General features: G+C 47.0%; 14 protein-coding genes. 7 read left to right on the top strand and 7 right to left on the bottom strand.

Going from position 1 to position 15436, the window contains the following annotated elements:
• The first annotated feature begins 226 nt into the window (after nt 1-226).
• From HP401_RS03505 to HP401_RS03530, 6 genes are all read left to right on the top strand, one after another.
• Nucleotides 227-583, top strand: a complete 357-nt coding sequence (locus tag HP401_RS03505) for an alpha-helical endospore appendage domain-containing protein (protein WP_173604079.1) — start codon at nt 227-229, stop codon at nt 581-583.
• 57 nt (nt 584-640) lie between these two features.
• Complete coding sequence (locus HP401_RS03510; RefSeq protein ID WP_015893947.1) at nt 641-1009, top strand: alpha-helical endospore appendage domain-containing protein; 369 nt, start codon at nt 641-643, stop codon at nt 1007-1009.
• A 33-nt stretch (nt 1010-1042) separates the two neighbouring features.
• Nucleotides 1043-1798: a hypothetical protein gene (locus HP401_RS03515; RefSeq protein WP_173604080.1), complete on the top strand. Its 756-nt coding sequence runs from the start codon at nt 1043-1045 to the stop codon at nt 1796-1798.
• A gap of 28 nt (nt 1799-1826) precedes the next feature.
• Complete coding sequence (locus HP401_RS03520) at nt 1827-2750, top strand: MBL fold metallo-hydrolase (protein ID WP_173604081.1); 924 nt, start codon at nt 1827-1829, stop codon at nt 2748-2750.
• Between the two features lie 26 nt (nt 2751-2776).
• Nucleotides 2777-4648 (top strand): glycosyltransferase, encoded by a 1872-nt coding sequence (locus HP401_RS03525; RefSeq protein WP_173604082.1) that lies wholly within the window; start codon nt 2777-2779, stop codon nt 4646-4648.
• A 226-nt stretch (nt 4649-4874) separates the two neighbouring features.
• On the top strand, nt 4875-5813 hold the full coding sequence (locus HP401_RS03530; protein ID WP_173604083.1) for an alpha-helical endospore appendage domain-containing protein: 939 nt from the start codon (nt 4875-4877) through the stop codon (nt 5811-5813).
• 78 nt (nt 5814-5891) lie between these two features.
• On the opposite strand, the gene HP401_RS03535 is transcribed toward HP401_RS03530, so the two are convergent.
• Complete coding sequence (locus HP401_RS03535) at nt 5892-6233, bottom strand: zinc ribbon domain-containing protein YjdM (protein WP_015893952.1); 342 nt, start codon at nt 6231-6233, stop codon at nt 5892-5894.
• A gap of 63 nt (nt 6234-6296) precedes the next feature.
• The gene (locus tag HP401_RS03540; RefSeq protein ID WP_173604084.1) at nt 6297-8150 is read right to left on the bottom strand and encodes a helix-turn-helix transcriptional regulator; all 1854 of its coding nucleotides are present in this window, start codon (nt 8148-8150) and stop codon (nt 6297-6299) included.
• Nucleotides 8151-8306: 156 nt separating this feature from the next.
• Between HP401_RS03540 and HP401_RS03545 the strand changes: the two genes are divergently transcribed.
• Nucleotides 8307-10199, top strand: coding sequence for a serine hydrolase domain-containing protein (locus tag HP401_RS03545; protein ID WP_173604085.1), 1893 nt, complete (start codon nt 8307-8309; stop codon nt 10197-10199).
• A 90-nt stretch (nt 10200-10289) separates the two neighbouring features.
• Here the strand turns inward: HP401_RS03545 and HP401_RS03550 are convergent, their stop codons facing one another.
• The 5 genes from HP401_RS03550 to HP401_RS03570 form a co-directional block, all read right to left on the bottom strand.
• The gene (locus tag HP401_RS03550; RefSeq protein ID WP_173604086.1) at nt 10290-11471 is read right to left on the bottom strand and encodes an ABC transporter permease; all 1182 of its coding nucleotides are present in this window, start codon (nt 11469-11471) and stop codon (nt 10290-10292) included.
• Nucleotides 11468-12187 carry an ABC transporter ATP-binding protein gene (locus HP401_RS03555; protein ID WP_173604087.1) on the bottom strand — a complete coding sequence of 240 codons (720 nt, stop codon included), beginning with the start codon at nt 12185-12187 and terminating at the stop codon, nt 11468-11470. The genes HP401_RS03550 and HP401_RS03555 overlap by 4 nt, the downstream gene beginning before the upstream one ends.
• A 12-nt stretch (nt 12188-12199) precedes the next feature.
• Complete coding sequence (locus HP401_RS03560; protein WP_173604088.1) at nt 12200-13468, bottom strand: efflux RND transporter periplasmic adaptor subunit; 1269 nt, start codon at nt 13466-13468, stop codon at nt 12200-12202.
• 150 nt (nt 13469-13618) lie between these two features.
• Nucleotides 13619-14725 carry a sensor histidine kinase gene (locus tag HP401_RS03565; RefSeq protein ID WP_173604089.1) on the bottom strand — a complete coding sequence of 369 codons (1107 nt, stop codon included), beginning with the start codon at nt 14723-14725 and terminating at the stop codon, nt 13619-13621.
• On the bottom strand, nt 14718-15419 hold the full coding sequence (locus tag HP401_RS03570) for a response regulator transcription factor (RefSeq protein WP_142497362.1): 702 nt from the start codon (nt 15417-15419) through the stop codon (nt 14718-14720). The genes HP401_RS03565 and HP401_RS03570 overlap by 8 nt, the downstream gene beginning before the upstream one ends.
• Between the last annotated feature and the right edge of the window lie 17 nt (nt 15420-15436).

Genomic DNA, 15436 nt, shown 5'->3' on the forward strand with positions numbered 1-15436 from the left:
GATTAAGTTGTCATATTAAGATCGCGGATACATAACATGTACTGCGAGGAAGTTTCCATTTCTTCACTATCAATCACGCGATCCTATGACGATCCTACCGTTTTTGTTGCAAGAAGCTTGGCCGAAGGCGTTCTGTGCAAATAAAGGGAAGCAGATCGCCTTCTTCATTGGGCCAGTCTTATTTTGTATGTATTCAAAGCCATACAACCAAAGGATGTGGATAACAATGTCAATGCCCACGGTCCCCAATATAACACCGGAAATCATATTGAAACGAAACGAAGTATTAAATCTGCTTCTCACCTCCATTGCGCTGGAGGAAATCGGACTTTCTCACATTATTAATACAGAGGGGGAAAAGATCCAAAGAATCGTGAAGGAGCAATCCCTCTCGCTCAATGATGCGCTTGCCTTAAACAACAGCGTAGAACGCATGCTGCGCAATGTCATTAAGACCGAGATGCTCCTACAATTCAGGCTGGAGGATATTATCAAACTGGAGCAGATGCATAATCATGAGCAACATCACGATGACTTACCTGACACCCCTGACATCCCCGACCTTTCTTGCTTCAAAGAATAACCCTTACTACTTCCACTGCTTTTCATGGGATCCTAATTTTATTGAAGAGGGATGATGATGACCTTACAAGATAAAGTTCCTTCATATGATGTGCCTACACGCGAAGAAGCTCTGAGTCATTTGCTGCAATCGATTGCCCTAGAGGAAGAAGCCTTGTCCAGATTGCTAAACGCCGAAGCTGACAAAGCCCTTGCTTTCGTTGGCAAAAATCTGGACTTCCCCAACAACCCCTCTAATGATGAGATCATTACCTTTAATCGTACAGTCATTTCGATTCTGGATTCGGTGCTCATGGCTGAGTGGCTTTTGTTAAAAAAGCTGAACGCAGCCATTCACATGTACCCTGTGGCGCTTAAATCAAATTTTGAGATGGAAGCATCCAATTTCGGGGATGAATTGGATGACGACTTCACCATCGACTATTAACGATTGATCATTTCAGGAATTCGAGGTCTTGCCATGAAGAACAAAGGTATCGATGACCAAACCGTTCTAAAGCTGACCTATTCCATCCTTCAGTTGGTCAAAGGATTGGAATCTCGCTTTCATCATGCCAAAGATTATGAGCTCATGCTGTTTGGCTACCAAATATCAACGATGATCAATCTGCTCGTCAGACTGCATACCCACATACATAATAAGCAGATTGCTCACAGCTTCCTTTTTGAATCGCATCCCCCCCTCCATCCCACTAGTGAAATGCATACTCCTGTCCTTGCTGCGATAGCCCAGTTATCGGAATGGGTAAAGACATGGAGGTTTCCACATAAACAAATCACCACCTTGATAGAAAATCATCTGCGGCAATTACAAGCTTTTTACTCGAAAGAACCGGAAGAGGATTCCCTCTACGACGAGCCGATGCAAGTGGGGCTTGAAGGAGATATTCGAGACGACGAACCTGTACAGCTTGACGTTCCACCTGTGCCTACCCCAACCCCTCCATTGCTCGCAAACAAAGCACGCATCGATACAGCCAAAAACCGGAAATCAGCACGTCAAAAACCCCCATTATTAGCACAGGCTGCGTCCGTCCCTACTCCCGATAAAAACAAAAGCAAAACCAAGCGTCCCAAGCCTGTAACAAACGTGGCAAAAGTGCGTGGCCAGAAAAAAATGCTCGCTAAGCGAGTGTCTGCACCTACAAAGCCTCCCTTTGTACCGAACTCCGTAAAGGTACGTATCGGCAATGTCACCAAGGTCATCCACATATGAACCTGAATCTAATGAAGGAGTAAGGGATATGGCTCGTTTGGAATTGATCGAAGTGGCCGGCAACAGTTATGTGGTCTCCGGTAAATACGGGATCGGTGTCTATTTGGATAGGTCCAGCAAAACTGCTGTTTGCATTGATAGCGGCCCGAATACCACTGTCATTGAAAAAGTATGCGCTAGAATCAGCGATCGAGGGTATCAAATCCTTGCCGTTGTTCATACACATGGTCACGCTGTTAACCACGGTGGCAATCCCTATTTGATAAAAAGGTTCCCCAACCTTCGCATCTATGCGACACATCTAGCATCCTATATCATCGAAAATCCGCATCTCGAGCCTTTGGTTTTCGACGAAGGTGGAGGGTCTGATACGAAGCCTGATGAAAACAAAGAGAATACACGTACGCTCGTAACGGATTATCTTCCATCCACCGATGGTATCTTTCACATCCATACCATCCCATTCAAAATCGTCTCCTTACCTGGACATTCGCCGGGAATGGTCGGCATTATTACCCCTGATCATGTCCTTTACTGCGGCGATGCCTTGTTTGGTCCCAAAACATTGAACAAGCAGGATCTCCTTTTTTTTAACGATCTGAAGGCTGCCAGAAGAAGCTTCAAGAAGCTCTCGATGATGAAATTGAACGCTTATGTGCTGTACCATGGCGGACCTTACAAGACAGTCACAGGACTAATTAACAGGCATCTCACCCTTATGAAAGACACCTCTGCTTTCCTTGAAGCATGGATTCATGAGCAGCCAAGCACTCTCGAACAAGTAGTCCAAAAGGTCATGAAAAAGTATGCGTTTGAAGATGACTTGCACCGCTACGGTTTGACTACCTCGATTGTCCGCTCTTATTTAAAAGAACTACAGCAAGATAACCGAATTGTCGCAAAGGTGGACAATGGTTTACTGCTATTCAGCAAACCCGCGCCAAACACTTGAACAAAGGCTGTATATGGGGGTGTACCATGGGTAAAAAACGTATTTTAATCGGGAGTCCCATTCAACAATTCCCGATTATTTTGGAGGAATTCCTTCAATCCCTCACGGAGCTGACTACCAAAAATGAACTGATCCATTACCTGTTCATTGACGATAACAAAGACCCACTATCCAGTACACTCTTGGCTGATTTCGAGAAGGAGAACAAACGAACCGTCATCCTCAAAAACACAGACGATGATACGTATATCCGAAATGAACTGACCCATTATTGGACGGAACGGAATATTTGGAAGGTAGCGCAAATGAAAGATACGATTATCTCCTATGCGCTCAAAGAGGGTTTTGATTACTTGTTTTTGATCGATTCCGATCTCGTTTTACATCCTCACACCCTGCAACAGCTGCTTCAAGCCAATAAAGATATTATCTCCAACATTTACTGGACACGCTGGCAGCCTGATTCGATTGAGCTTCCTCAAGTTTGGCTGATGGATCAATACACGTTAACACGCGAGGGCGCTTCCGAATCAGCGGAGAACCAAAACTTTTTGGAGATGCTGCGTAAACCGGGTGTGTATGAGGTAGGAGGCCTCGGTGCATGCACATTAATCCACCGAAAGGTCTTGGAGGCAGGTGTCAACTTTAAACGAATTGCGAACTTGTCGTTCTGGGGAGAAGATCGGCATTTTTGCGTTCGGGCTGTGGCTATGGGCTTTTCTTTGCAGGTGGATACTCATCTTCCTGGGTACCACATCTACCGTCAGTCGGATCTGGCAGGAGTGAGCGATTATCGCAAAAAAAATGGCATGACAGCGAGGAAAGCGAATCAGATTTCAATAAGTTTATGCATGATTGTCAAAAATGAAGAAGACGCTCTGGAGCGTTGCCTCTCCACCGTTGCGGATCTCGTCGATGAAATCATTATCGTCGACACGGGTTCAACAGACCGCACGAAAGAAATTGCGTCCAACTATGGCTGTACCATTTATGATTTCGAGTGGATTGATGATTTCTCAGCCGCACGCAACTATGCGTTCAGCAAGGCAACCTGCCCCTATATTTTGTGGTTGGATGCAGACGATATCCTTCTGGAAAAAGACCGTCAGCTCTTCCGCGAGTTGAGGTTTACATTGAATTACAGCATCGACAGTGTCACGATGAACTACAACCTTTCTGTAGACAGCAATGGGAATGCGGCATACAGCATTCGCCGCAATCGCCTCGTAAAACGCGACCGCGGATTTCGCTGGGTCGGACCCGTCCATGAGTATTTGGAAGTGAGCGGTAACGTCATCAACAGTGACATATCCATCACGCATAACAAGCAGAAGGAATACACAGACCGCAATCTGCAAATCTATCGACGCAGGGATGCCAAAGGAGAAGAATTCTCGGCAAGGGACTTGTACTATTATGCGAATGAATTACGCGACAATCAGTATCATGAAGAAGCCATTACTTTTTACACGAAGTTCCTGAACACCCAACAAGGCTGGGTAGAGGACAACATTAACGCTTGCCTGAAGTTGGCGAGTTGCTATTCCCACCTCTATGAGAGACAAAATGTTCTGTCGTCGCTATACCGTACGTTCAACTACGATCGTCCACGGGCGGAAGCGTGCTGCCAGATTGGAGCCTTTCACGTCGAAGATAAGAATTGGCTGCTCGCCATTTTTTGGTATGATCTCGCAACAAAAGTAGAACGACCTGCTGAAAAGCTCGCACACATCGACCATGTTTCCTGGACCTGGCTACCTCATCTGCAACTCTGCTTATGCTATTCTCAAATGGGGGACAACGAGAAATCACGTCACCACAATGATATTGCCTATTTATACAACCCAACTCACCCTAGCATTCTCTACAACAAAAAGTACTTTGAGTCTCTGACCTGATTCCCCTCGTGATCATGAAAAAGTTACCCACCCTGTGGGTGAATGTATACATGCCATAAGTAATGGTGGTCTATTTTTTGATGAGCACGGTGCTTACCAGTTAACACAAAGGTCAATCTGGAAATCAGATTGGCTTTTTTCCGTTTCTATACAGCCAGGCACGCGCACAGATAAAGCCTCATAGCATAGTAATAAGTTTTTGAATGTAACAGGAAGGATGAATGCCATGTCTCAAGCCAATATTCCCAATATTACTCCCACCATTACTGTAACGAGAGACGATGCTATCAATCTCCTCCTTACTTCCATCGCCATCGAAGAGCTCAGCCTCGGGCATATTATTCATGCAGAAGCAGAAAAAATGCAATATGCCATTGGTACACTACCAGGCTTGACTGTTCCTGCTTCGGTAAGCGATCTCCTTCTGGTGAATGCAAGCGTTCGCCAAACCTTGCAAGACGTTACGAAAAAAGAAATGCTCTTGCAAACGAAACTGGACAACATCCTGTCTGTTTCATCCAGCAGCACAGGTGGCATATCGGGGGCTACAGGGGCCACGGGGGTTGGTGTGACGGGTGCCACCGGGGATACAGGTGCGACGGGGATTACTGGACCGACTGGCGCGACGGGTGCCACCGGAGAAACTGGCGCTACCGGGGCCACTGGCGCGACTGGACCTGCTTTCACCACTGAAAACTTCTCAGCCTTTTTATCAACTGTAACCCTTGGAGAATCTTCCCAATTCGTTAACTGGTCAATAGCCAGCCCCTATTATGGCAGCCCAAGTTTCAATCCGCTAACTGGCACTTATACAGTACCAGAGACTGGAACTTACGCCATCAAAGCAACCATTAACTATGAAACAAGCGAAGCCATTACCGTTAGTTTAGGCCCGGAAATCACCCCTGCAATTGAAGTACAGAGAATCACCCCTACTGCAACAAATCTCATTATCGGTGATTTTCCTGTTCTCAACGTAAACATTGCGCTCGTACTCATATTAAGAACCATCCTGGGGGCGGGAACCGTCACACTCGCGGGTGACGTTCAACTCAATGCAGGTGATACACTCGGTTTGTTCTATGTGTCCAATGGATTGACCATCAACCTCAACTTAGGCGGAAGCGGCGAGGGCATCGTCTGGTCCATTCATCGTCTCACCTAACAAGACTTTGCCTTTACGAAAAAAGCTGACTGCACTCTACCATGCAGTCAGCTTTTTCCTGTCCGTTACATTCCTAGCTTACACCTTTTTCACAAATTCCGATTTCAATTTCATTGGACCAAAACCATCGATTTTGCAGTCGATATCATGGTCTCCGTCAATCAAACGGATATTTTTCACTTTTGTCCCGATTTTCACGACCAAGGAAGTCCCTTTAACCTTGAGGTCTTTAATAACGGTTACGGTGTCGCCATCGTTCAAGACATTTCCATTCGCGTCCTTGATGACTTTGTTATCTTCACCGTTGTCGCTGTCTGCTTGCAACGTCCACTCATGGCTGCATTCCGGGCATACCAAGGAGCTTCCATCTTCGTACGTGTATTCTGAATGACATTTTGGGCAATTTGGCAATTGACTCATTTTTGATATAACCTCCATTCGATACTGTCCATTCTACCATAACTACCAAAAAATACTTGCCATCTAACCAGTAAGCCCTTCGTCCCGTGCTTTCTTAACGGCCTCTTCGCGATTCTTAACACCCAATTTTGCATAAATCACTGTGGTGCAATTGCGTACAGTTCCTTCAGAAAGGAAGATTTTCTCCGCGATTGTTTTCATGCGAAGCCCCTCTACTAACGAGGTCAGTATGCTTCTTTCCCGTTCCGTCATCCCATAGGGACACTCGCGTCCTTGCTTTTGGCGAAGTCCATTCAGCTCTTCTTGCTGCAAGCGCATTTCTTTGAAAAGGACATCCGCAATTTTATGGTTAATCAACGCTTCACCCTGATGAACCACTCGTATCGCCTCTACCAGCTCGATTGGACTAACCGATTTTAACAAGTAGCCATTCGCGCCTCTCCCTAGCGTTTCTGCCGCAAGGGCTGTTTCTTCGAAGGTCGTCAACATAATGACACGCATATCCGGCCACCGCTCACGTATCGCTTGTATTGTCTTCGCCCCGTCCATGACAGGCATTTGAACGTCCAAAAGTACGACGTCGGGCTTTTCTTTAGGAATGATGTCCAGTGCCATCAAGCCGTTCTCTGCGACCCCGACCACCTGCAAATCCTGTTGATTCTGTAAAACGAGTTGCAAGCTTTCCCTCACAAAGGGCTGATCATCGACGATCAGGATACGTATGCCTGCACTTGGTACAGCCTGCATAGCTGGCAGACTACAAATGACCGTCACACCTCCTTCGTCCATACAATGGATCGATAATCGTCCCTGAAGTGCTTCCAGCCTTTCCTTCATCGATTGCAAACCAAAGCCGAATTCGATTGTCCCATTTCCTTGCCCATTATCTTCGACCTGCAACCGGATCTGGGCTTCTTCAAAGTAAAGCCCCACTTGAATTTGTGATGCTTTTCCGTGTCGAACAGCATTGGTCAGTGTTTCTTGCAAGCAACGGTACAAAGTCAGCTTTAAGGAACGGCTCAACGCATACTCAGCGCCGTACATACGCAGCTTGACGGACACCCCTGTAGCCACTTGAAATTGCTCGATCAATTCAACGAAGGCGGATTCCATCGTCGTAGCAGATTCATAGCCATTCTGAGCCCACTTGTGGAAAATCCCTCTGGACTCGTCCAAACCTTGTCGGGCCATCCGCAAAAGCATGTCCAGCCGACTAGCCTCCGCATCTGGTATTTTAGACCGAAGCATCTCCATACCCATAATAAGCGATGTCATCGTGTGTCCGATCGTGTCATGCAGCTCTCTGGACATTTTGTTCCGTTCTTCCAGCAGCGTGATTTCCTCCACCCGGGAAGTGTATTGCTCCAATATTTGGTTCTGATGTTGAATGATCAGGCCTTGCTTGTGCATACGGCTAAGCAATTGAAAGGCAAACCCAAGCGCATATGCCGCGAAATGGTACACAATTAGATCACTTACGACTATTGGCTTGAAATCAAACCCAATTGCCTCGCCCACAAGAAACGGAATCACCGGAATCGCCAAAATCGCCAATGGTCCCGTCCAGCGATAAGATCGTTCCACACTGTGATACCCGATGAGAAAAGCGATGGGGATAAACTGCCATCTTACTCCTTCAAAAAAGAAGTTCAAGGCAATGCACAAGCTTCCACTCAAAATAATCTCAGCGAACAAATATAGGTTACGAGAGTATCGACGCAAACAACTGGGGACGACAAGCACGAAGAACAAAACGATCCATGTAATCGCTAGCGGATAAGGCAATTGATCGTGATGGCTGACAAAACCGAGAATAATCGTCAATCCCCACATAAAGTGGATGGTGAAGATCATCCAGTCGACCCATAACCATCGTTTAACAAAAGCAAGCAATTGGCACACCTCATCTACACCCAAACTTTCTCTCCATTATAGTATCAGATGACGATCAGCTACTATCACGATAAACAATGACATTCTGTTACTTCTCACCGTGACACTCATGGTCCTATACTCATCCCTGTCGCTGGCTTACAACAATTGACTGACGCAAAACGCGAAAGGTGATGAAACATGACATTATTTGCTTTACGAAAATGGTTTGCCGTTCTGCTCGTATCCTGCCTCATGCTGATACAGCCCCTATCTGTGGTCAATGCTCGCTCCCCTCTTACTGCTCTTTCCATCGAACAAGTAGTTGATCCCGTCATGAAAAATGAAATGAACAACTTGCATATCCCGGGTGCAGCCATTGTCATTACCCAGGGGGATCGCATCATTTTTAAAAAAGGCTATGGTTTGGCCGACGTCGAACAGCAAATCCCCGTTGATCCTGAGCGTACGGTGTTTCGAATCGGTTCCGTGACCAAGTCGTTTACTGCTACTGCAGCCATGCAGCTCGTGGAAAAAGGCAAGCTTTCCTTACGTGAAGATTTGAATACCGTCCTAAAAGACTACAAAATTACCAATAATCGTTACGGCCCGATCACACTCCACCACCTGCTCACACATACAGCCGGCATAGATGAAAAAATTTATAAAAGAGACAACCACGAGAGTGTGATACCAGAATTCTCGACCGAGCCCGTAAATGAAACGCTTCAGATGCAGGAGACGATTTTCACGCCAGGCAGCAAATTTCAATATAGCAATGCGGGCACCGGATTGTTGGGGAGTGTAATCGAACAAGCTTCCGGTCAATCTTTGCATGACTATATGCGGGAGAATATCTTCCGCCCGCTAGGTATGGATTCCGCCGAATTGTATCTCCCGGAGGACAAGAGCAATCTGGCTAAAAGCTATTATTACGACGGAAACGCCTATCAAACGATTCCTTACTCGGGGATTATTTTCCCCGGGAGTGGTGCCGCTAATATGACACCAGTTGACTTCGCCCCCTATATGATCGCCCATCTTTCTGGCGGCAGCTATAACGGCACATCTCTACTCAAACCAGAAACTGTCCAGCTTATGCATGCCCAGCAATTCTCGGCCCACAAGCGCATGTACGGGATCGGCTATGGCTTTTTTAAAGGAGAGACGAAAAACGGTATTCCTACCCTATGGGCAAACGGTGGGATTGATGGCTTTATCTCGAAAATGGTGCTGATTCCCTCAGAATCAATCGGCATCTTTGTTGCGGTGAACGCCACGCATCCGGGCTTGGAGCTGCACGGCAAGGTCGTTAATGCGTTTACCGACAAGCTACTGACAGAGCAAGTCCGCAAGCCCCTAACTCCTGTTGATGGCACCATAGACGAAATGAAAAAGCTGGAAGGTCAATATCTGCTTACCCTGACTCCCGAGAATGGCTGGGGCAAAGGGCTTCGGCTACTTAGTAGCTACCCTTACACAGTGAAAGCATTGGATGGCCAGACGATATCCGTGACTGGTATGTTCCAGAATGAAGGGCAACAATCCCTTGAGAAAAAGTTTGTGCAGGTAGACGATCATTTCTTTCAAGAGATCAACGGTGAGGAACAGCTATATTTTCACGAGGAACAAGGGAAATTTTATATGACAGGACCGATGAACTTTTCGCTCCCTCGTATCTCCTTCATCGAAAGTCCGCCTGTTCTCCTGGCTCTATATGTGATTCCCGGAATCGTGTTCATCCTTCTTTCGCTCGTCTGGATCGCTCGTTTCGGGCTACGCAAATGGCGCAAACAATCGCACGCTATTTCGAAGGTCGTTCCGATTATGGCTCTGCTTCATAGCTTGTTTTTTATCATCCAATTCACCTATGCAAACGCAGAGCTTGTCTATGGCTACCCGGCCTTCTACCAATTCGTCGTCGCATCCCTACCGATTGTTTCGTTGGCCGCCGCCGCTTATTTACTCCTGCGAATCGGAACATCCAAGGAGCGCGATCGCTGGAAGGTAGTGAATAGCACAGCAGCGATACTTTCCATCCTGTATACTGGCTATTTATTTTACTGGAACTTTCTTTCGATTCATTACTCATAGGACTCCGAGGTCGCATAAGTCCAAAATCGGTTCAGGACTAATAGAAAAATGACTAGCAGCGATATCTGCTAGTCATTTCTTTTTCGTTCCTCACTCATATCGCAACGCATCAATCGGATGGAGCCTAGCTGCCTTATGAGCCGGATAGAGCCCAAAGAAAATACCAATGGCACTAGAGAACCCGAAGGCAATTGCGATACTTTCCCACGATAATAACGGTGGCACATCGACATATTTCGAGGCAAACATGGCTGTCCCGATGCCGAGCAGCACGCCAATCGTTCCACCAATCAGGCAGACGATCAGCGACTCGATCAAAAACTGCAGCATAATATCTCCGTAACGGGCCCCTAACGCTTTGCGAATGCCGATTTCCCGCGTCCGCTCCGTGACGGATACGAGCATGATGTTCATGACGCCAATCCCACCGACAAACAGCGCAATCCCGGCTGCGACACTAAAAATCGTGGTGAGCGTACCGGAAAAGGAATCCATCTCCCCAAGTGCATTCTCGATACTATCGATTTGGTAGTAGTTTTCACGATCGTGCCTGCGGTTTAAGTATTTCTCTGTTTGACTCTTGGCTGCTTCCATCGTTTCCTTCGACTTGGCTTTTACGGTTATCGTATGAACGTACTCGTACCCATCCCTATTGTGAAGAAAGGTAATCGGCACATAGGCACCCTCGGATCGACCAGCGTCAATCATCAGCTTGGCTTCCCTTACCACGCCAATAACGACGAAGGATGCTGCTTGGTAAGTCAAACGCTTGCCAATCGGGTCTTCACGTCCGAAAAGCCCTGCCGCTAACTTTTCGGTTAAAACGATAACCGGCTTCCCCTCTTTTACTTCCTTCGCAGTAAAATATCTGCCTGCAACTAGTTTCAAGTTGGGTTGAACCTTTAACAGATCCTCATTTGTTCCTTGTATACTTGCGTCCTTCCCCTTTTTCGGGCCTCGAATCGTTCCAAAATAATTTGTGAACGGCACAGCCGCTTCAATGTAGGGCGATTGTTTAGGAAGTGCATAAGCATCCTCCACTGTCAAATCAGTAATCTTGCTTCCTTGGCCCCACCAAACAGTAACGCTGAAATTAGTAGCACCCAGCTTCTCCAACTGATCAGTATAGGCCTGTTGACTGCCGTTTCCTAGTGTAATCACGGCAATAACAGACATGATTCCGATGATGATCCCAGACATCGTCAAGGTAGCTCGGAGCTTATTTGTCCCAATCCCTTCCAGAGCCGTACGAAAGCTTTCGAGTAAATTCACGTGAGGATCACCTCCTCGGACGCAGTAGCAAACAAGCGCTCCTCCACTCGCTCATCTCGGATGATATGACCATCTCGAAACGTAATGACGCGCTCGGCATGCTGGGCGATATCCGCCTCGTGCGTGACGAGCAGAATCGTTACCCCTTGCGCATGCAACTCCTGAAAAATCGCCATGATCTCGATGCTGGAACGACTGTCCAGATTCCCTGTCGGCTCGTCAGCAAGTAAAATGGCTGGCTGGTTAACCAACGCTCTGGCGATAGCTACCCGCTGTCTTTGACCGCCGGACAGCTGCGTTGGTTTATGATCCATCCGCTGGCCGAGTCCGACACGCTGCAACGCTGCTTTCGCTCTTTTTTTGCGTTCTGTCATGCCGACGCCCGCATACATCATCGGCAACTCCACGTTTCGCAGCGAAGTAGCACGTGGCAACAAATGAAACGATTGAAAGACAAAGCCGATTTTTTGATTGCGTACCTGCGCCAGCCCACTATCCTTCAACTGCGTAACATCAATTCCATCCAAGACATACGATCCGGAGGTTGGCCGATCCAGACAACCCAGCATGTTCATAAACGTCGATTTTCCGGAACCAGAAGGTCCCACGATCGCCACGAATTCACCTTGAGCTACGTGGATATTGATATTTTGCAAAGCGAACAGCTCCAGCTCATCCGTCTTGTACTGTTTGGTTAACCCCTCTATGTTCAGCATATGTATCCTCCTTTACCCCGCAAACTCTTCGGGAGATGCTTGGAAGATCACTTCATTTTCTTGCAAGGTTTCCGGTGGATTCGCTACCAATTCTTCACTGCCATCCAATCCGCTTTCAATTTGGATAAACAATTCACTTTCAATTCCAGTCGTCACTTTTTTCTTCTTGGCCTTGCCATTTTCCGCTACCCAGACAAAAGAAGATCCATCTTGATCCGTCACGACTGCCTCAATGGGGACTTGCATGGCGTTTGCTGCTTTTTGCAGGACGATGTTCACATCCACGTGAAAGCCTGGCTTCAAATACTCCCTCGACTCATTTATATGGACAGCGACCGGCACTCCCGTACTCTCTCCACCCGGCTCTTTGCTGGTTACAGCCATAGGAGATATGCGCGACACCTTACCTTGCAACTGTTCTCCGCCTAAGGAAATGCCTGAGACCACCGCATCCTGTCCGATTTTGATTTTACGCAAGTCAGATTCTCCGACTGCTGCTTCGACCATAACATCATTGGTATCTCCAACCGTGAGAATTTCCTCGCCTTTACTTAGGTACTTCCCTTGTTTCACCTTCATGGAGAGCACCGTCCCATCAATCGGAGACACGATGCTGCTCTGCACACGTTGCTTTTCATATTTTGCTTTTTCCAAATTCAGCTTTTGAATTTGCGCCTCGTAGGAGCGAATCTCTGCCTTGTCTGGCCCTTTTTGCTTCAAAAGTAAGTCTTGCTTCGCGACCCTTACTCTTGATTCTGCGGTCTGTAGCTTTTGCTTCGCCTCCTCTACAGCCTGTTGGGTAGACACGCCTGCGGTAAACAGCGATTGCGTTCGCTGGTAATCTTTTAATGCCGTTTGGTATTCGCGTTCATGCTGGGCAAGCTGCTCTTGCATTTTCGTGACTTCCTCAGGCTCCACACCTTTGGAGAGCCTTGCGATATTCGCTTCCTGAATGGTGATCTGTGCCTCGATATCCATGATTTCATTGCTGACATCGGACATGTCGATATTGCCGATCACCTGCCCTTTCGTCACTTTGTCTCCCTCCTTGATGGAGAAATTCCGCAATTCGCCTGCATAGTTAGCGAACAATGTATGGTCATTTCGTACTTTGACCAGGCCCGACGTCAAAATCGTGCTTTCCAAATCGGCCGTTACCACCGTTGATAACATGACAGGAGTGCCATTCTTCTTTTCTCCCGAAGAAGCTGCATAGCCACCGAACCCGGCCACAAGCACGCCCACGCCCACACCCAGCCAGATCCACAAACGTTTTTTCATATTCCTTACCTCCCCAAAAACTTTAAACCCGATCATTTTTAGCCAATCAAAAAACCCCACTTTTTCTATTACAGGTTCCACCCTGGCTCGTCACCCGATCAGGATAAGGAAAACTAATAAAAGAAAAAGTGGGGTAATCCTTAAATTTTTTTAAAGTGAGGGAGTTAATTTGTAAGGTAAGCGTACTTCAAAAATCGTCCGAATCAAATTGCTCTCAGCAGAAATCGTCCCTTCGTGGCGCTCGACGATATTTTTGGCGATAAATAGCCCGAGACCTGTGCTTCCGTTTTGATGGCTTCGGGCCTTGTCACCTGTATAAAACACCTCGAAAAGATGCGGCAGATCTTCCGGGGGAATCTCGTGACCATAATTGATAATCTGCACAACGACCTCCTCACCCGCAAGAAAACCGTTGATATCAACAAACTGCCCATCGTGCCCGTAACGGATGGCATTCGTCATGATGTTCTCGAAAACGCGTGCCAAGAGCTCGCCATCTCCGTAAACCGTCAATCGTGAGGCCACATTCATTCTCGTTTTCAACTGATTTTTCTCCAAGGAAGGATATAGCTCCTCGTTTAACTGCATGAGCAATTCACTTAGGTCAATCAGGTTCTGTTGGATGGTGAGCATGCCGTAGTTCATTCTCGTAATCTCGAAGAGCTCATCGATCAGCTTTTCCAAACGCTGCGACTTGGTAAAAGCAATATTCGTGTAATGTCGGGCTTGTTCCACCGTTAACTGCTCGTCCCGCAAGATGATGTCCAAATACCCTAAAACAGAGGTCAGCGGCGTCCGCAGGTCATGCGCCAGGTTTAAAACCAACTGATCCTTGCTGCTTTCGGCAAAATCTCCTCTTTGTACGGCTTCTTGCAATTTTTCACCCGCCAGATTGATGTCCTTGGCAATATCTCCAAACTCATCGTTTGACGGTAATTGAACATGATGGGTAAAGTCGCCGTTTGCAAGATGATGAATTCCTCTGGAAATCTCCTGAAAGTAGACGGCATACCGTTTGGTTAGCAAGAAGAAAAACAGTATGGCGAGTGGAACAAAAATAATCAGAAAGAAGTAAATGTCCCCTATTTCTCGCATAAAATAGCGAATCGGCGTCAACAAGCTTTCAAACTTTACCTGTGATCGATAGTAATACTGTAGCGCTTTAAAGATCACATAGGTAACCGAACCAGATAGAAGCAGACTTAGGCCCAGTAGCTTGACCATTTGGAACCGAAAGCTCCGTATCATCTTAGCCATGAAAGGAATACCCTACGCCCCATACCGTTTTGATCCACTTGTTTTTCGTTTTTTCTTCTCCCAGCTTCTTTCGTAAGGTGCGAATGTGCACCATGACTGTATTGCTGCCTTCATAGTACGCTTCGCCCCATACCATCTCGAAAATATTGTCCGCACTAAACACCTTCTTTGGATATCTGGCCAGCAGGTAGAGAATATCAAACTCTTTCGGTGTTAACTCAATCGTTTCTCCGTACAGGCTCACAGTTCGCTCCTCAGGATAAATGACAAGTCCACCTGCCTCTAAGACCTTGTTACTCGCTACTGCTACTGCTGGTTGATTCAGCTGCTTAAAGCGTCGCAGCTGGGCATTCACACGAGCGACCAATTCCATTGGATTGAATGGCTTGGTCATATAATCATCTGCGCCCATCACCAATCCCGAAATTTTATCCAGATCGGACGTCTTGGCACTCAAAAAGATAATCGGCATATTGTGCTGTTCACGAATGAGACGGGTGACCTCGTAGCCATCCAGCCCAGGCATCATAATATCGAGAATCGCCAAATCAATCGAATGCGTCTGCACAGCTTGGAGTGCTGCCTTTCCATCCGCTGCAATAATTGTGTGGTAACCTTCTTTTTTCACATGCAAGGCAACGAGCTCCGCAATCTCCGCTTCATCGTCGGCGATCAATATGGTGACGTGCTTCATCGTTTTTCCCATCCCTT

Source organism: Brevibacillus sp. HB2.2, assembly GCF_013284275.1.
Lineage (GTDB): Bacteria > Bacillota > Bacilli > Brevibacillales > Brevibacillaceae > Brevibacillus > Brevibacillus brevis_D.